Raw genomic sequence first — 17,594 nt, forward strand, 5'->3', positions numbered from 1 at the left:
TGAGGAGCATGGGGTATGTATCGAGCGATCGCACGCCGTCCATCACAGGCGCGCATTGTGCGGTGTTGCCAACACTGGCAACCTTGTAGTCCGGACCCTGACGATTCGAAAGAGTGCCTCGCGCGGCGGGCGACGTGACACGTCGAATTGGTGTGGGATATCGTCCGGGTTAACGGCGGTGCGCGGCACGAGTTGAGCGAATTTTCAGCTGGATCGTCAGCATGGCTCCGACCACGCTGACGACTCGAACGAACTGTGCGGGCAACAAGCGGTTTAGCAAGACGGTTGTCAAAAGTCCGTGCTGTCCGGGTATTACGCCGAAGGCAGAGCAGCCTCCGCAGGTAATCCTAACTTCACGGACCGCGGACTGTCCGGCTGGCGAATTTTTAATGTGATCTGTGTGCAGGGCCGTCGGCAGATACGGACATGCTTTCAACGGCCATCGGCGGGCCAGACGAGCGCGCAGCCGATTCTTCCTCGCGCGACCCGGTTTCGTGAAGCTGGCAAAAATACAGGCGTACTTCAAACTGTGTCTGTAACTCCGCGCGGCGGTGAACGTCGCGCGGCGCCATCGAACATTCTCCGTCAGTTACCACCGCCATAGAGCGCGTTCAACCGATCCAATGTGCCGTCCTTTTGGGCACGCCATAATTCCTGATAGACCTCAGAGCGGGTCTTTCCGACGTGTGCACCGCTCTCACTGCCACCCGCGAAAACGCCGCCCACTGCGTCCGAAGTCATCGCCGCGTTGCTGTTGGTTGCCGCGCTGGACGTATCCGCGTTTTCATCCGAATAGGCGAGCGTGGCGCCAAACGTCAGGACGGCAACTGGAATGAGGGTAAGGATCTTCATCGTATTCTCCAGAGAGTACGTAGATATGCTTCGGCGCAGCCCAAAATGCGCGCGGCAGGCGCCGGGCTCGGTGCCGGGGCAAGAAAGAACGTCAGACGGTCCTGGGCGAACGGCACGCAAATGGATTACCGAATCGGGACGTTATTTATTCCCGTGCCGTCGTCCTGTTTGTGAGGTCATGGCCACCCGAGCAAGCGACCGCTGACGGTCAACTTATGTTTCAAACTGCTTACTATTTCGATTTGCTGTCGATGGTACGTTCCTCGGCACTAATGGAAACGAAGGGCGCCCACGCACAGGGAATTATTAATGGGACCTGCACGCTTTACGAATCACATGCAGAAAAGTATTCAGAATCCTTCGCTTGCATTACCGGCCCTCGTTTTCACGCACGCATGAAAGGTCTGACTATCAGATTCAAGCCTGCGGCACGTGGCGGCGATACGGCAGCGTAGAGTTAGTGGACAGGCTGTTGGCTTACCAAAGGAGCGCGAGTGAATCCCGGAATCGCGGATTTTTAGAAGCCGGGTTATTCCCGGCTCGTCATCAGATGCTCTGAGATCGCGTGCGTCCGGATGGCGGCCAGGATAACGAGGGGAGGAAACGCGATTGCCTCGCGTGCGCCGCAGGAAAAGTGAAGCCGGGCGAGTGACGCGCACCGGTTATCTGGGTGTCCGGGTCTCGCCGGTGTCGTCCGCCTCCCCGGCACGTGACCCCGACACATTTGCGGTCGTTAAAGTTGCCCGGACTCGCGAGGCGGCAAATAGTGCGATATCCGGCTGACCACAGGTGCCGTACGGGTACCTTGGCCCAGCATGGTGGGGATTTCATCGAGGCGCAGCAAGGTCAGATTGCCGCCGTAGACAACACCCGTGTCCACGTTTATCACATTGTGGCTAACTTTCGGCTCAGCTGAAGGTGTATGTCCCACGATGACAGCCGCGACCCCTTCCACCCAGCCGCACGCGTCACCTCTTCCGGACTTAAGGCCCTTGAGCACTCGGGCTGCCACGCGGCGCATCGAACCGAAGCCTTTCTCTTGTCGCAGATTCCAACGTGACCGATCCCAGATCAACTTGCGCCGGATTTTCCCGTCAATACCTTCCTGCATTAGCGCTTCGACGGTTCTGGACCACGATCGCAGAGGGACGTTGGCATGTACGATGCCGACCAGACCAAAGTCTGTCTCGATTTCTATTGCGTAGGGAAGGGCCGCCATATAGGCAACTATGGCGTCTATTGCCTCTTCGTCTCCCGTCATGTCGAGCAACCATCCGCCGCCATTGGCCCGAACGAAGCCCTCGCCAGCGTCACAAAGACGCCAGCGCACGATCGAATCCTCATGATTGCCGCGCACCGACTGGATGTCGTACCGACGCACGACGTCCAGGACCGCTGGCGATTCGAACCCTCTGTCGACCAGGTCTCCGACGGCAAAGACCCTGTCGCGCGAGCGATCGAACTGGCTAGCCTCGAGTTCCCTCCGTAGCCGCGTGAAACAACCGTGCAGGTCGCCAACGACAAAATCGCGACCTGACGTATTTTTTTTAAAGCGCCGAACAGGTACGAATGTTTGTTGCATGTCTTGCCGCCGTAATGAGGTCCACGATGAACCCTCGTGGGAAGTGACCAGGGATCGAAATGTTCAACGCTAGTTGTGAGAACGACAGGTCGGGTGTTGTGTATGACTTCCTGCGCGAGGGAGAGGCCGACTTAAAAGTAGTGTCGGGTGCCAATTGGCCGCGAGCAGTATCTGTTTGTTACCAGATGTGTACTTTGAAGAATTGTGCTTTGAGGGTCGCTGGATTGACCGAAGGTGCTTCTGCGGGCAAGGACGGGCCAGGGAGAGTCGGATTGCCCGCCAACCTTCGTTTCCGCGGCTTTAATATTTACTGTCGGTTACAACGCCTGACAAAAAGAAAGCTGAAGCACAGAGCGACGCGGAGAAGGCGCAGGCCTCTGCTTCTACTCGTCGGCCTGCGAGGTTGGAAGAAATGGCTCGCGGCCAGGCACACCGCCACAACTTCGGATAATCAATCGTTGGCTGGGATTCTCGAAGGAGCTGCGGATGTCCCCACCGCGAGTTTTTGACCGCCGCAGCCGAGGGGAAACCCGTGGGCTGACAGGCACAACGGTTGCGCGCCGATAAGGGCGTACATTTGGCGCATGTAGGGGACACATCTTGCCAGTTCTTGTTGGACTTTTTACCTCCTACCGGGACGCCGCGGAGGCACTTGGCGCGTTGGAAGCGCTCGGCTTAGACCCGGGTAATGGACACCTTTATCAGGGAAGCAGACACCGCTCACCGTTTGCCCGGTCTTCAGAAACGTTAGACGAGACTTTCCGCGCGGAAGAGCGCGCCGAGTATGCCGCGCATGGTGAATACCTGAGCGTCTGCGGCGCATCAAACCGCTTCGACGCAGGCCCGGGCTACCTCCAGCCTACGGAGACCCTCCCGGCAAGTGCTGACGCATCCATGCGCACGCTCCTGATTGTCGATCTGGGCGAGCTGGGGTGTGCGACAGCGACCGATGTGCTGTACGACTATGGCGCCGTGGCCGTAAAGGACGCGTCAGGGCACTGGCGCTTTTCGCCCTACAGAAACGTTTGCCGCAGCCAGGAGTAGCGCAACGCTGCTCACAAACGACCCGGTCATAACACGCCTTGCAAACCATCCGGTTTGCAGGCGCACCCACGCGATCTTTCGGTTGACTCGGCAGGAAGCATTTGCCTGATTGCGCATTCAGAGAAAAGGCTCCCGTGTGCTACTCGTTAGATACAGCAAATTTATTATGTCTCGGTGAATGTATCGGACATTGCCGTGGTCGATGTCGTGATGCGCTTCATCGCGGGCAATGCGCGACCGCATCGGACTGTCGACCCATCGTTTCGGCCTGATGTGATGGCCACGGTTGTGCGTACTTTTCGCCGGCCGGTTTCTCCATCGCGTGAGTTGTTTCGAGAGTCTCGGGCGTCGTTGCTGGGATCGCCTCAACTCGGCGCAAGTCCGAATTGCCGGGAACGCTCGGACTGGTGACTTAAATCGACTCCTCTTTTTTCTGAGGTACGAGACTTGCTCGACCTCTTGGCATTCAAACAAAATTGGAGGTTGGAATGACCGAGTTCGAGCAACCCACCGCTGCCGCAGCGGTATCCCCACCGGTCGCATCTGACCGGTCCAGTTCCTCTGGCGCATCCCAGCAGGGCAACGACGAAGCGCCCACCCGGACGCTATCAGACCTGAAGGACAAGATTGCCTCTGCACAGGAGGTGGTCAAAACGAAGTACCGCGTCGTCTCTGAATCAACCGACGATTACGTTCATGCAGCGCCATGGAAAGCAGTCACGATGGCACTCATCGGCGGACTCATTATCGGAATGCTTGCACGCCGCTAACGCGGATTCGACCTCACTGGAGAAGGAATATGGACCCGGTTTCTCATGGAATTATTTTCTGGCTGATTATTGGTGGCATTGCCGGCGCTTTGGCGGGTCGCATCGTCGACGGCGGCGGCTTCGGGATTGTGGTCGATATCATCGTGGGAATTGTGGGCGCATTCATCGGGGGTTGGCTGGGTGGGGCACTAGGATTACACCTGGGTAGCGGCATAATCGGGTCACTGATTACAGCTCTTATTGGGGCCGTTATTCTGCTTGCCATCTTGCGCCTTTTCAGCGGGGGTAGAGGGCGCGCCCTCTGACAGTACGAACACGGGTATCAGTTGTTTCCGGCCTATCTGTGGTTTTATGACGATAGGCTTTTGCGGAAGCTTTGGTGCCGTAAAGCGTTCCGGGCGACCTGACCCGCACTCCGATCGACTGAATGTTTTCGCCTGACCTGTCAGTCATCCGGAATTGCCGGGCGGCGAGATTTTGCCTCGTCGATACGTGTGACTCGAGAAGGCGCTGACGCTCTATCAATTTACAGTCTTATCCGAGTACGCGATGCCGGTGAAATCACCCGAACCAATATACAACCGGAGCAAACCTGTATGAGCGACGCGCGTGGCGCTCCTCTTGAGGTTTGTTCAACGCCTGCCCACACGCGTCGTCGTAAGCTCACGCGCTAGCAGACAAGCGCAGGCGTCGAACAAACCCAAACGACAAGCGTCTGTCATCGCCGTTGTCATCTGCAAAGTGACGATGTAGCGGTATTCACACGCCTTCTTGGTACTGCAGGCAACTCGCACAAGCTCGGTGGCAACGGCACAGATTACGACCTGTGCGTGCCGTCATGTCAGCATCGAACGGATCCGAAGTGGCGACGCCCGATGCTGCTCGACGCCGCCAATCTGCAGGTCCAGATACCGATTAGCACGCCCGGCTTGCGAGCCACGCGCTCCCGTCGTCTTCACGACGAGCGACGTGGCTGTCTCCTGGAGGAAGCTATTTCCCGCTTACCAGTTCCTTTGTCCGCTGGGTGATGGCAGACAGGCCTTTTTCCACGATCTCCTGCCAGTCGCTGGAGACCACGACCTGCTTGGATTCGCTAACGCGAGTCTTGACGGTCTGAGCACCATGAAGAGCACCGATATCGCCTGACAGTTGCAGTTCTGACTTCTGATTCGTTGTAATGGACCAGAAGCCGGGCTGGAACCATGCCCAGAAATCGATTAATTGTGCTGTCACCGGAGCGGCGGCGGCAAAGTTGGGGTCACCCTGCTTCACGACAATGTAACCCGCCTCCTGAAAGCCCGTGGCCAATGCGCTTTCAACGAGGCCGGAGGCCGTCTTGCCTTCGGGAAGCACCACATCGCCGAGTGCTTTGCCATAACCGTTTCTTTTCCTGCCGATCGCGCGAGCTTTCGACGCATCGCTAGAATCTTCATCAGGATCCAGTGATGCCATGTCGGCGCTGGGGGGCTTGACCGTAAAAATGCGTTTGTCCTGAACGGAATCAATTCGCACGTACTTGCCCGTCGTGGGGTTCGTGCCTTGAGGCGCGGAAACATCGACAGTTGTCCGGCCGAGCGCGCATCCGGCGAGGATGGACGCGGCGAGGCTATAGATTGCGATTCGACCCAACATCTTATTGTTTTGCTCCTGGTGGATTATTCTGGTTGCCAAGTCCAACGTTTGACGATGCCCAGCCGCAAAATGCACGCGCTGGTAATCCTGCGAGATCGGACGCATCGCTGCCAGCGCCGAGACGCTAGTTCATTTTGGCCCGGTGTCTTTTGTTGGAAATTCGCAGAGTACGCGTTCAGACCACGTCATTTGGAATAACGGCTTGTCATTGGAAATCTGAAGGTCGATATCGGGAAGGGCAGTCAGCACAAGAACCGCGGTCACGGGCCTGGGCAAGGTTGAGGCTCCTCTCCCGTACCGGCACACGTCAACGGGACTGCTGTCCCCTAAGGGTCGGTTTGGACAGCCGGAGCACTAATAAGCTGCCGCTAAAGCGCCGGTAGCGCGACCGGTGGCTGCGGGTCGGCTTCTGCCTTTCGCATACGCGCCTTGAACCTCGAACCATCAGGGCGCGCGAGGGACCGGGCGCGAGCACGAAAAGTCATTCGCCTCCACCAGAAGTCGGCCGGTTGAATCCGCCTTCCGAATGCGGCCGTTTGATCGGCATGCTCGCGGCACACACACGCCGCACGGAGCCTGAATCTCGTTCTGGCTCAGACGTTGGTCAAATGGTTGCTCGCCGTTGGAGCAATTTGGCGGCCTTCGTTTTTGCAGTGCCGCGGCGCCTTATATCAGCATGCAGCGCAAACCATAACCAACGATCCCGGGAAACATCTGTTGCTAAATCCCGCATTAATCTGAACGGCTTTGGGCCGTTAGCTAGGGAGTGACCTCGCGCACACCGTACCCTATTAGCTTGACGTGCATGCGTCGGCCCACATTCACACCTTCTATCGCCATGATCAGAAATTTAAGCATTCGTGCCCGCCTAGCGCTGGCGATGAGTTTTCTTGGAATGCTGCTAGTCACTGGTGGCATCATCGGTGTCGTTGGCGTGGCAATTGGCAACAACGATGTGAAGGAGCTGTATTCCAGCCGGCTGGCATCTTCAGAGGCTCTCGGTCAGGCAAACGTAGCACTCTCGAGAACCCGTCTGTGGCTGTATCGCGTCGCGCTCAACCCGGCCAGTCCAGATGTGCCCAAGGAAACTCAGACCGCCCGAGATCTGCTCACCGCATCGAAGAGGGCGTGGGATACGTATCGCACGCTGCCGTTTTCCAGCCCCGATGAAGCACACCGTGCGGCCGACGCGAATGCAAAGTTCGACGCATTCGTCGCAAACGGCCTCGAACCGATGTTCAGCGCCATTGCCACTCGTGATGCGGCGAAGATGCTCGAGGTCTGGCTGCATGTACCGCCGTCGTTGTTTATCGATGTGTCCGACGGCATGGATTCACTCGAACAGATTCAAGTCGCGGCTGCGAGGGCGACGTTTGATGCCGCGCAAGCACGCTTCCACCTGTTCGTTGGTATAGCAATCGCCGGTAGTGTCGTAGCGCTTGGTGCGGCGGCGCTCGCATGGTGGTCGCTGCAGCGGGCGATCGGCAGGCCGTTGACCCAGGCACTGTCCCACTTCGGGGCAATTGCCGACGGGGATCTGACCACACTGGTCGAGGTCCACTCGGGGGATGAAATGGGGCAACTGATGACTGGCCTGCAGGCGATGCAAAGCAAACTGGTTCAGACAATCAGAATCGTGCGAGAGGGATCGCGGTCGATCGACACCGCCGCACATGAAATTTCGGCCGGTAATATGAACCTGTCGCAACGTACCGAAGAACAGGCCGCGTCGCTAGAGGAGACCGCCTCGTCCATGGAAGAACTGACTTCGACGGTTCGCCAGAACGCCGACAACGCGAAGCAGGTAAACCAGGTGGTGAGCAGTACGGCAATGCTAACCGAGCAGGGCAATCAGGCGACGCAGGATGTCGTCCAGACGATGCGGGGTCTATCCGACTCTTCCGGCAAGATTGCCGAAATTACAGGCGTAATCGAAGGGATTGCCTTTCAGACCAATATCCTGTCTTTGAATGCGGCCGTGGAAGCGGCACGCGCAGGCGAGCAGGGGCGCGGGTTCGCGGTGGTCGCCAGCGAAGTGCGTTCATTGGCCCAACGCAGCGCCACGGCGTCAAGGGAGATCAAGGCGCTCATTACGGATTCGCTGAGCCGCGTTGAAACCGGTGCGCAGCAGGCGGATCGCGCAACCCGGACCATGGCAGAAATCCTGACTTCTGTGCGAAGAGTCAGCGACCTGATCGGCGAAATTGCCGCCGCGTCTGAAGAACAGTCAAAGGGTATCGAACAGGTCAATCGTGCGGTTGCGCAAATGGATCAGGTGACCCAGCAGAACGCGGCGCTGGTCGAGCAAGCATCAGCGGCGGCGCTATCGCTCAAAGAGCGGGCGGGACAGCTGGAGACTACTGTCTCAGTATTTCGTGTCGATGCCGTCAAAGATCCCGAAGGTGGTTACGCCCCTAGAGTGAGTAGCTAGAAGTCGCCGGAAGCTGGGGGTCACAAGACAATATGTCGTACCGAATGGCCTTTGTACCGCGTCGTGTCGAAAAAGTCGGGGACGCGTTTTTTACTGCCGCAAAATCGAATATCGGTTAATCAAAATAGGGCTCCAATACCCTCTCGATCCAATTCATAAAAGCCCGGACGCGTTGCGACAGGTTACGCCGATGTGCCACGACGAGCGACGCGGCAAGAGACTCAGGACGTAGGTCCGGCAGAATCTCCACTAGCGCGCCACGTTCGATGTGATGCACAAGCGCCGAATATCCCGCCTGAATCAACCCGATGCCCGCAAGCCCTGCTGCATGATAAGTCTGCACGCTGTTGACCTGCATCGCGCCCGGCAACGTAAGCGTCGCGTATCCATCGCCGTCAGGATATTCCCATCCAGCAAGCTTGCCGCCGAGCGTGCGCGTGTAATGAACCATCTGGTGCCCCTGGTCGCGCAGATCGTCGAGCGTGTGCGGTATGCCGTACCGTGCCAGATAGCTCGGACTCGCCGCATTGATCATGCGCAGCTTGCCAAGCGGTCGGGCAATCAGCGTCTCGTCGACGATCGGACCCAGCCGCACCACGCAATCGAACCCTTCCTGAACGAGATCGACACGCCGATCGGTGCTGGACACTTCCAGTTCCAACTCTGGATGCGCCGCCATCAGTTGAGGGAGTGCGGGAATCACGACGCTTTGTGCCAACTCGGTTGGCATGTCGACGCGCAACTTTCCCCGTAGTGGTGCGCCGTTACTCGCGAACATTGACTGCAATTCTTCTACTTCGGCCAGCAGGTCGCGTGCGCGTGAATAAAAGGCGCGTCCATCTTCGGTGAGTTGCACACTTCGCGTGGTCCGATGCAGGAGGGTGACTCCCACATCCCGCTCAAGCGCACTGACCACCATAGAGACACGTCCTTTCTGGATACCGAGGCTTTCGGCTGCACGCGTGAAGCTCGCCATTTCAGCGACACGTGAAAAAATCAAAAGTGCATCCAGGTTTTGCATTGTTCACCTGAGGAGTAACGGAGCGTTATGTTTGACGTCATTTATAGCTCAATTGCGACTCAGTAGACTAGCTTCTCGTGTCGTCCACAGGACAACCTGAACGAATGGGAGCGACGGCGGCTGGATGATTGATCATCAGGACGCGAGCAGAATCCCCTCCATTTCAGGGGCGACACGTCGAATTAGGACAGGCTACTGCATACCCACACCTTCTACGTGGGCGATTGCCAGCACGCACCCAGCGTTGAATTGAATGCGCTTACCACACCAGAGAGATAAACATGCCAAAAGGTTATCTGATCGCACACGTCAGCATTTCGGATGAAACCGTTTACGCCGCCTATGCAAAAGCCGCAGGCGATGCAATGAAGAATTTCAGCCCGAAGGTCATTGCGTCCTCGGGACAGTATGAAATTCTCGAAGGCGAAGCACACGAGCGGCATGTGATCTTTGAGTTCGATTCGTTCGCCGACGCCAAGCGTTTCTACGAGAGCCCCGAGTACCAGGCGGCCAAAGCGCTCCGCGCCGGAGCAGCGGCCGGGACGTTTGTCATTCTCGAAGGGACTTCATAACTTTGAGCGCGAAGCGCTCGAACACCACGCCCACCGCTTTGACCAGGCGGCAGGCATTCACACGAATCCCTGCCGCCCCTCTTTTGGGGCGACACAGTGTGCGAAAGCGGGAAATAAAGCTTGCCGACGCATTACATTAAGATGCCTAACTAATTCACCGAATCTAAATCCATTCAAGTTTCTCCCCGACGACCTTGACCCCTACCACCCAAACCCCACGACGCCAGAATCGCGGGCATCGCCATCAGCGAATCGATCAAACCATCACACTCCAGCGCCGCCGACCCCGCCGGCCCGGCATAGCCATAGCTTACGATGAACACCGGCAGACCGGCCGCTCGCGCGGCACTCACATCGACCGGCGAATCACCAACCAATACGCTGTGCTCAGGTTCCACGTCTAGCAGCCGGCACGCGTGCCACAACGGTTCGGGATCGGGCTTCATTTTGTCGATAGAATCCCCGGCAACCAGCACATCGAGGTAGCGGGCGAGCCCCGTTGCGAGCAGCAGTGGCGCGGCGAGTTCTTTCGGCTTGTTGGTGACGCAGGCGAGCCGGTATCCAAGCCGTTGCAACTCGCCGAGCCCACTCCCCACATGAGGAAAAACACGGCCGAGGCGTCCATTGGTCTGCGCGTAGTGGCGATGGAACACATTCACCGCATGTTCGGCGTCGACGCGCCGAGCCAAACCGGCTGCTTCCAGCGAGCGTCGAACCAGATTGGGCACGCCCTTGCCGATAAAGCCGCTGACAGTCGCGAACGGCAAAGGCGCCGAACGGAACTCGTCGAGCATCTGGCTGACTGCTTCGACGATGTCCGGCGCGGTGTCGACCATCGTGCCGTCGAGATCGATCAGTACGGCTTTGGGTCGCATGCCTTTCACGAGAAGTTCCTGATGCATGCTCAGGCCGACTCGGTCAGCGCGTGGCGATGCCAATGACGCAAGGTGGCCAGATCGACCCAGCGAGCCTCTTCATTCTGGACCAACGAAGGAATCGGCGCGTGCGGCTCACCCAAGTCGGGCAGCACGGCTAACGCGCCGTCGAAGTCATCCTGCGACGTGTATGCGGTCGGTGTCACGATCGTAGGAACGCCGGCCGCGCGTGCCGCGCGCAGACCATTCGATGAGTCCTCGAAGGCAACGCAGTCCGAACCTTTGAGCCCGAGTTGCCGAAGCACGTCGAGGTAGACCTCGGGCGAGGGCTTCTTCTCGTGGGTCGTGCCGGCATCGCAGATTGCGGCGAAGCGGGTCCGCCACGCGGGTCCGAACGGTGTTTGCAGTAGTGCATCGAGGTTCGCGGGGGTCGTGGTCGTGGCGATCGCCACTGGAATAGCGGCAGCATGCGCCTCGGCAATCAGACGCGCAATGCCTGGCCGCAGCGGCAAACCGCCATTGCGCACGCGCGCTGCGTAATGGCGCGTCTTGATCGCATGCACGGCGTCGATCACGTCGCTCACGCGCGTGCCGTCCGCTTCTTCCAGATCGGCGACGTGCCAGTAATGCAGCAGGCGCTCCTTACCGCCCGCCACCTTCAAAAGGCGCGTGTAAAGGGGCTCGTCCCAGAACCAGTCGAGACCCGCTTCGGCGAATGCGGCATTGAAGGCCTGCAAATGAGCGGTCTCGGTATCGGCAAGCGTGCCGTCGACGTCGAAGATCAAGGCTTGCATGGTCCGGTGCTCCTGGTTTCATGCAGCCACGATAGCGGAGCCGGATGCCGATTTGAATTCAGAGATTCTTTGGACTTCGTTAAGGCATCCTTTATGTGATCGTGGCATGCGCCGCGCGGCGGCGCGAACGCAGGACAGCGCAAGGCAGCGCAAGTGCCGTGGTCTTCACTTCTTCGCCCGGGGATCGGTCACGAAGCCGATTTTCGTCAGCCCTCCGGCCTGTGCAGCCGACATCACGTCGGCGACGCGCTCGTAGGGCACTTTGCGGTCGGCCCGTAAATGCAGTTCGGGTTGAGGTTTCGCGCGAGCAGCCTCGGCGATCCTCGCGCGTAAAACATCGTCCGCCACGGCATGGCCGTCCCAGAGAATCGAGCCATCCGCCTGCACGGCGACGTCGAGATGCGCGGGTTTGAGATTGTCCGGCTGGCTGCTCGCTTGCGGAAGATCGATTTTCACCGCGTGCTGCATGGCCGGAATGGTGACGAGAAAGATGATCAGCAGCACCAGCATCACGTCGACAAGCGGCGTCATGTTGATTTCGCTCATCAGGCCGCTTTCGTCGTCGTCGGAGAACGGGGTCATTGCCATTTGAGCGCTCCATCGCGTGTGTCGTCGCTCGTGCCGTCATTCGCTCCGCCCGCCACCAGGGGTGCACCGCGCGGCACGATGCGCATGTCAGGACCGGTACTCGACGGCAGTTGCGAACCGGTTACGAAATACGCGTGCAGTCCATGCGCGAAACGCTTGAGTCTCGTCACGATCGACTTGTTCGCGCGTGTCAGGCCGTTATATCCCAGCACCGCCGGTATCGCCACGAACAGGCCGAAGGCCGTCATGATCAGCGACTCGCCGACCGGTCCGGCGACATGATCGATCGACGTCTGTCCCGTCTCGCCAATCAGGATCAACGCGTGATAAATGCCCCAGACGGTCCCGAACAGCCCCACGAAGGGCGCGGTGCTGCCGATCGACGCCAACACCGCGAGGCCGCTTTGCATGCGTGCAATGGCGTCGTCCATCGTGTCCTGCAGGCGGCGCGTAATCCAGTCGGATACGTCGATGCGGTCGTGCAGATGCGATTGCGTCTGCTGATGGTGGGCAGCGGCTTCCTCGCCGGCGAGAGCGAGCGCGAGAAGCGGATTGTCGCGGGGAGTCGACCCCGATGCGTGCGCGCCGAGGCTGTGCAATCCGTCTTCGAAACGATCGGCTTTCCAGAATTGCGCTTCGGCCTGGCGCGTCACGCGCTTGATCCGCATGACGGTCCATAGCTTGATGAGGATCACCGTCCACGACAGGACGGACATGATCAGCAGCGCGCTCAGAATGCAGCGTGTGATGATATCGCCGTTTTCCCAGACATTCGCGAGGCCATAGTGTTGCATGGTGTTTTCCTTTGACTCGGAGACAGGCTACTCGGCCAATCCGAAGATGAACGATTCCGAATAAGCGGCACGCACCGCTTCGCCGTTTTCCCTGTAGGGTTGGCACGCTCCCGCATGGATCGCAGCGAGCGCCGCGTCGTCGAGCCGGGGATAGCCACTGCTCTTTTGAACTTGAGCGGTTTCGATGTGGCCGCTCAGGCCTACTACGAATCGGACGATCGCAGTGCCGCTTTCACCGCGGCGCTTCGATACCTCGGGATAGTCCGGCTTGGGAATAGCGCAGTCGACGTGCGACACGCTCCTTGGGGTACTCGATGCGGGCACGGTGCGCTCGGCAGCGGTTGCAGAAGCATTCGCCGCCGGTGCTGCGGGGGATGGCGCAGCGGCAATGGGCGCAGCCACCGGTGCAGGCGAGCGCGAGGAATCACCGGATGGCGACGGCACGCTCGGCGCAGGTGCTGCGCTGGTGCGCGGCGGCTTGGGATGAGGCTGCGGCAGGAGTTTGCTCCGTACTGCGGGCTGCGCGGCTTGCGGCGCGGCAACCGCAGTGGCCGCGGCGGGCACGGCAGGCTGAACAGGCGCGACAGGTTCGACAGGTGCAAGGACTTGCGGCTCATCCCTCAACAGCATCGCGACGATGGGCGTCGCTTCGACCGTTCGCTCGACTGTCCTGTCTCGCGTCGCCAACACCCACCCAAGCAAGCCCGCATGAGCGGCGATGACGGCGCCCAGCGCCATGACGATACGACGCCGCGATGCCGTATCGATCGCGGTATATCCAGCCGTCGCCATTGCACGTTCGAGCATTGCGGTCGAGGCCTCGCTTTGGCCACCTCCGCGCTCATTTTCCACCCCTACAGCGCGTTTTAGTACTGCCGCTGGTCTCACCGAGTCAATTCGGGAAAATCTCCCGCCCGATGTGCGTTGTCAAACGATCCTCCGATGAACTACTTTGCTTGAATGGCGCGAGCTTTCGCGGCGTAGCGATTTCACTACGGAGTACAACAATGCTGGAGACAAGCTTTCGTATCACAACACCAGGACGGTCCCTCGCTTTCGCTGTCACCACCCTGGCCACCGCCGTTGCGGCGCTTGCGCTCGCCGCGAGTACGGCCTACGCGGCGGCCCCAATAGCCTACGTGACCAGCGAGAAGGCCGGTGTCGGCGTGATCGATCTGGACCAGATGACGTTGACGAAGACGTTTCCGGTCGGCGCCGACGGCCCGCGCGGCCTGAGTCTGAATGCGGATGGCACACGGCTTCTCGTGGCGAACAAGAATACTGGTGACCTGGCGGTGATCGACACGGCTTCGGGTCAGGTCGTCCAGCGTGTGAAGATCGGCAAGAACCCGGAATTTGTGCGCGTGCACAACGGCTACGCATACGTGACCTACGAGCCCGGCGAAGACGGCGGCCCACCGGCCGCCAAAGGCAAGCCAGGTGCTGACGGCCCGCCCGCCGCCAACGGCAAGCCGGGCGCCGACGACGATGACGCCAACAAGCCGCCCGCTGAAATCGCGATCGTCGATATGAAGACCTGGCGCGTGATTCGTTCGGTCACGAGCGGCCATGAAACCGAGGGGATCGAATTTTCGCGCGACGGCAACACCATGCTTGTGACCAATGAGGGCGACGATACGGTCTCCGTCTATCACGTCCGCACGGGCGCGCCGGTCCGAACCGTGAAGCTCGCGGCAGGCGGCCGGCCGCGCGGCATCCGCCTGTCACCCGACGGCAAGGACTATGTCGTCACGCTCGAATCGCTGAGCAAGTTCGTGGTGATCGACGCGCGCACATTCCAGGTCGTGAAGACCGTCGATACGAAGCTCGGCCCTTACGGCGTAGCGTTCGGACCGGATGGCAAGCGTCTTTTCGTCGCCGCGGCGCGCGACAAGACGGTGCAGGTGTTCGACGGGCACAGCTACGAGCATGTCGCCGACGTGCCGGTGGGCCAGCGCTGCTGGCACTTCAGCTTTACGCCGGACGGCGCGAAACTGCTGGTGGCATGTGGCCGCTCCGATGCGGTCTATGTGCTCGACGCGCAGAATTATCAGCCGATCAAGCAGATCGGCGAACTGCCGTTGGCGTGGGGCATCGTCACGTATCCGCATAGCGACGGCTCGATCGAATCGCATTGAGCGCGTTGCCTGTGAGCCGATCGACGCGTCGGTCGGCTCACGCGCATTACGCGTTACTTCCACGCGTAGTGCAGCCCGACCCAGAAACCGCGCGGCGCGCCCGGCCCGACGAACTGCTCGTTGATCGGGTTGGCGCCGTCGAACATATGGTTCGGGCCGTTGAAGAAGTTCTCGCCGAGCGCGCCGAAGCTCGCATAGCGTTTGTCCAACAGGTTCGTGATGCTCGCGAAGACCTGAAGCTGTTTGGTCACCTGGTACGAGGTGTCCAGATCGATCAGCAGATAGCCCGCGATCTTGCCGTTCACATCCTGATTGTTCTCGTCACCCTGCGCATAGACGCTGCCGCGCCAGGTCAGGTTCGTGCCGATGTTCCACTTCGCGGTGGCCGCGTAGTCGAGTTGCAGCTTGACGGTGTTCGCCGGGATACTGGGGATATGATCGCCCGACTTGACGGTGATGTTGCCGTTCTGATCCGCACTGGAATTGCTCGGACTGCTTTCGGTCCAGCTCGACCGGTAGGTCGCGTCGACGTAGCTGTAGCTGGCCGTAACGGCGAGCGGCCCGAGCTGGCTGTGTCCTGAGAGTTCGAGGCCCTGCCGGCGCGTGCGGCCGACATTCTGAAAGAAGCCCTGGTTGCTGGTGGCGCCATTGGTGCTGATGAACTCGATATCGTTGTCGAGTGTCGTGCTGTAGACGGCGGCGCTCCAGGTCGTCGCCTGGCCTATCCGTCCACGGGCGCCGATTTCAAAGGTCTTCGAGATCACCGGCTGGAGCGACGGATCCGACACGAAGTCGTTCGGCAGTGAGCAGGGCGCGGACGGATCCGCACAGGCCAGTTCGATGGCGGTCGGCGAACGCATGCCTTCGTTATAGGTGGCATAGGCCGTGAATGCGGATGTCGGATTCCAGTTGATGCCGATCGCCGGATTGAAGCGGGAAAATGTATGGTGGCCGTCGAGCTGAGGCTGCGTGCCGCTCGAGTCGCCGATCGTGGCGTCTGCCCAGTTATAGCGGCCGGCGAGCGTCAGCGTCCATTGCTTCGTGAGCGACAAGGTATCCTGCAGATAGATGCCGTAGTTTCCGTTATGCGTTTTTGCCGCGGTTTCCTGCTCGAAATCGCCGATGCCGATGGTCGCGCGTGAAGCGGTGAACACCGCATTCTGGGAAGACTGGGTGTACCGGGAGTTGGCGATATCCGCGGACATACCCGCGACGAACTGGTTCTCCATCCCGCCGAGCTTGCCGAGCAGCGTGAGTTGCAGGCTCGCGCCATAGCTGTCGGTCGAGACGATCGATCTTTCGTTGGTCGCCTGGGTCGTATCGACGTTGCCGTCGTCGTCCACCGCGCCGAAATTCGGATTGGTGTTGCTGCTGACGTTGTCGTTGCGGAAGTGCCGGTAATAGACGTTGCCGCTCAGCTCGACATGATCGTTGAAGTAATGATCGCCCGACAGCGTCGCGTAGGCGGCGCTGTTCAGATTCTGGTCGGGATAGGTATAGGGCTGCTTTGGATTGCCGAGGAATGAGCGCGGAATGGTCTGCGTGCCGTGCAGATCGTTGTCCGCGCCGCCGCCCGAGAACGACAGCGTCGTATCAGCGTCGGTATAGCGCAGCTTGCCGAATGCCTGCCGCACGCGGCTTGCATTCTGCTCCGCCCAGCCGTTGTCGTTGGTCGCGTTGCCGGTCACGTAGTAATCGAGATTCTGACCGATGGTGCCGCCCTGTTCGATCTGGGCGGACTTGCGGCCCCAGGAGCCCACTTGCACCTCGGCCTCGCCGCCGGGGCTCGTCTTGCCGTTCTTCGTCGTGATCGCGATGGCGCCGCCCAGCGTGTTGAGACCGTAGGTCGGATTCGAACCGGGAATCAGCTGGATCGTATCGATCGCCTGTTGCGGCAGCAGGTCCCAGTTGACCACGTCGCCGAACGGCTCGTTCACGCGTACGCCGTCGACGAACACGGAAAGGCCCTGCGGCGTGCCGAGCAAAGGCGACGCGGTGAAGCCGCGATAATTGACGTTGACCTGATACGAATTGCCCTGCGCGTCGGCGATATCGACACTCGGCAGGTTCTTCGCGAAGTAATCGGTGAGCGTGCTGCGGTGCTGTTGTTCGAGATCCGGTGCGTGAACGGTCTGCACATTGGCGGGCACTTGCGAGAGCGGCGTGCCGATACCGAGGAGCGGCGTGGTGCCGACGATGACGATCGGCGCGAGCTTCACCGCATCAGCCTCCGGATTCACGCCGGCCGGCGCGGCGGCGGCCGCCGCCGCTGAGGGCGTAGCCGCTTCCGTCTGGGCCCACGCCGAAACGGACAAACTCGCGAGGGCGCCGCCGAAGCAGAGCGTGAGACCGGCCCGCCGGCGCAAACGTGGCAAGTCCGGTAAGCGAGATGCGCGGTGCGCGCTGGATGGCGTGTTCATCGTTCTGTCTCCGGCCGGATCGACGCTATCTTCATGAGCGCCACCGCGTTGCGGCGTGCGTAGCGCTTTCTTTGTGTGTGT

Annotated in this window: 16 protein-coding genes; 6 read left to right on the forward strand and 10 right to left on the reverse strand. The window is 59.9% G+C overall.

Features of this window, described 5'->3' with window-relative positions; genetic code table 11:
* Nucleotides 1-585 precede the first annotated feature (585 nt).
* A complete protein-coding gene (locus P0D70_RS09010; RefSeq protein WP_408184176.1) occupies nt 586-852 on the reverse strand; it encodes a DUF4148 domain-containing protein in 267 nt (88 codons plus the stop codon).
* Between the two features lie 733 nt (nt 853-1,585).
* Nucleotides 1,586-2,434, reverse strand: coding sequence for a metallophosphoesterase (locus P0D70_RS09015; RefSeq protein ID WP_408184177.1), 849 nt, complete (start codon nt 2,432-2,434; stop codon nt 1,586-1,588).
* A gap of 600 nt (nt 2,435-3,034) precedes the next feature.
* Here P0D70_RS09015 and P0D70_RS09020 point away from each other — a divergent pair.
* The 3 genes from P0D70_RS09020 (at nt 3,035) to P0D70_RS09030 (ending at nt 4,553) form a co-directional block, all read left to right on the forward strand.
* On the forward strand, nt 3,035-3,478 hold the full coding sequence (locus P0D70_RS09020; RefSeq protein WP_408184178.1) for a hypothetical protein: 444 nt from the start codon (nt 3,035-3,037) through the stop codon (nt 3,476-3,478).
* A gap of 488 nt (nt 3,479-3,966) precedes the next feature.
* Nucleotides 3,967-4,248: an ElaB/YgaM/YqjD family protein gene (locus P0D70_RS09025; protein ID WP_408184179.1), complete on the forward strand. Its 282-nt coding sequence runs from the start codon at nt 3,967-3,969 to the stop codon at nt 4,246-4,248.
* Nucleotides 4,249-4,277: 29 nt separating this feature from the next.
* Nucleotides 4,278-4,553, forward strand: a complete 276-nt coding sequence (locus tag P0D70_RS09030) for a GlsB/YeaQ/YmgE family stress response membrane protein (protein WP_408184180.1) — start codon at nt 4,278-4,280, stop codon at nt 4,551-4,553.
* A 685-nt stretch (nt 4,554-5,238) separates the two neighbouring features.
* On the opposite strand, the gene P0D70_RS09035 is transcribed toward P0D70_RS09030, so the two are convergent.
* Entirely contained in the window at nt 5,239-5,880 is a 642-nt protein-coding gene (locus P0D70_RS09035; protein WP_408184257.1) for a YajG family lipoprotein, read from the reverse strand.
* 838 nt (nt 5,881-6,718) lie between these two features.
* On the opposite strand from P0D70_RS09035, the gene P0D70_RS09040 reads away from it, so the two are divergent.
* Nucleotides 6,719-8,311 (forward strand): methyl-accepting chemotaxis protein, encoded by a 1,593-nt coding sequence (locus P0D70_RS09040; RefSeq protein WP_408184181.1) that lies wholly within the window; start codon nt 6,719-6,721, stop codon nt 8,309-8,311.
* 115 nt (nt 8,312-8,426) lie between these two features.
* Here P0D70_RS09040 and P0D70_RS09045 read toward each other — a convergent pair whose 3' ends face one another.
* A complete protein-coding gene (locus tag P0D70_RS09045; protein WP_408184182.1) occupies nt 8,427-9,332 on the reverse strand; it encodes a LysR family transcriptional regulator in 906 nt (301 codons plus the stop codon).
* A 281-nt stretch (nt 9,333-9,613) separates the two neighbouring features.
* Here P0D70_RS09045 and P0D70_RS09050 point away from each other — a divergent pair, with 281 nt between their 5' ends.
* Nucleotides 9,614-9,904 carry a DUF1330 domain-containing protein gene (locus tag P0D70_RS09050; RefSeq protein WP_408184183.1) on the forward strand — a complete coding sequence of 97 codons (291 nt, stop codon included), beginning with the start codon at nt 9,614-9,616 and terminating at the stop codon, nt 9,902-9,904.
* 173 nt (nt 9,905-10,077) lie between these two features.
* On the opposite strand, the gene gph is transcribed toward P0D70_RS09050, so the two are convergent.
* The 5 genes from gph to P0D70_RS09075 all read right to left on the reverse strand — a co-directional run bounded on the left by gph (nt 10,078) and on the right by P0D70_RS09075 (nt 13,747).
* Nucleotides 10,078-10,806, reverse strand: coding sequence for a phosphoglycolate phosphatase (gene gph / locus P0D70_RS09055; protein ID WP_408184184.1), 729 nt, complete (start codon nt 10,804-10,806; stop codon nt 10,078-10,080).
* A gap of 2 nt (nt 10,807-10,808) precedes the next feature.
* Nucleotides 10,809-11,573: an HAD family hydrolase gene (locus P0D70_RS09060; RefSeq protein ID WP_408184185.1), complete on the reverse strand. Its 765-nt coding sequence runs from the start codon at nt 11,571-11,573 to the stop codon at nt 10,809-10,811.
* 165 nt (nt 11,574-11,738) lie between these two features.
* Nucleotides 11,739-12,161, reverse strand: coding sequence for an ExbD/TolR family protein (locus tag P0D70_RS09065; protein ID WP_408184186.1), 423 nt, complete (start codon nt 12,159-12,161; stop codon nt 11,739-11,741).
* Nucleotides 12,152-12,955: a MotA/TolQ/ExbB proton channel family protein gene (locus P0D70_RS09070; RefSeq protein WP_408184187.1), complete on the reverse strand. Its 804-nt coding sequence runs from the start codon at nt 12,953-12,955 to the stop codon at nt 12,152-12,154. Before P0D70_RS09070 ends, P0D70_RS09065 begins: the two co-directional genes overlap by 10 nt.
* Before the next feature lie 27 nt (nt 12,956-12,982).
* Entirely contained in the window at nt 12,983-13,747 is a 765-nt protein-coding gene (locus tag P0D70_RS09075) for an energy transducer TonB (protein ID WP_408184188.1), read from the reverse strand.
* Between the two features lie 215 nt (nt 13,748-13,962).
* On the opposite strand from P0D70_RS09075, the gene P0D70_RS09080 reads away from it, so the two are divergent.
* On the forward strand, nt 13,963-15,093 hold the full coding sequence (locus P0D70_RS09080) for a YVTN family beta-propeller repeat protein (protein WP_408184189.1): 1,131 nt from the start codon (nt 13,963-13,965) through the stop codon (nt 15,091-15,093).
* 53 nt (nt 15,094-15,146) lie between these two features.
* Here P0D70_RS09080 and P0D70_RS09085 read toward each other — a convergent pair whose 3' ends face one another.
* Nucleotides 15,147-17,513, reverse strand: a complete 2,367-nt coding sequence (locus tag P0D70_RS09085) for a TonB-dependent receptor (RefSeq protein WP_408184190.1) — start codon at nt 17,511-17,513, stop codon at nt 15,147-15,149.
* Nucleotides 17,514-17,594 lie beyond the last annotated feature (81 nt).

Source organism: Paraburkholderia sp. RL17-381-BIF-C, from assembly GCF_046026435.1.
Lineage (GTDB): Bacteria > Pseudomonadota > Gammaproteobacteria > Burkholderiales > Burkholderiaceae > Paraburkholderia.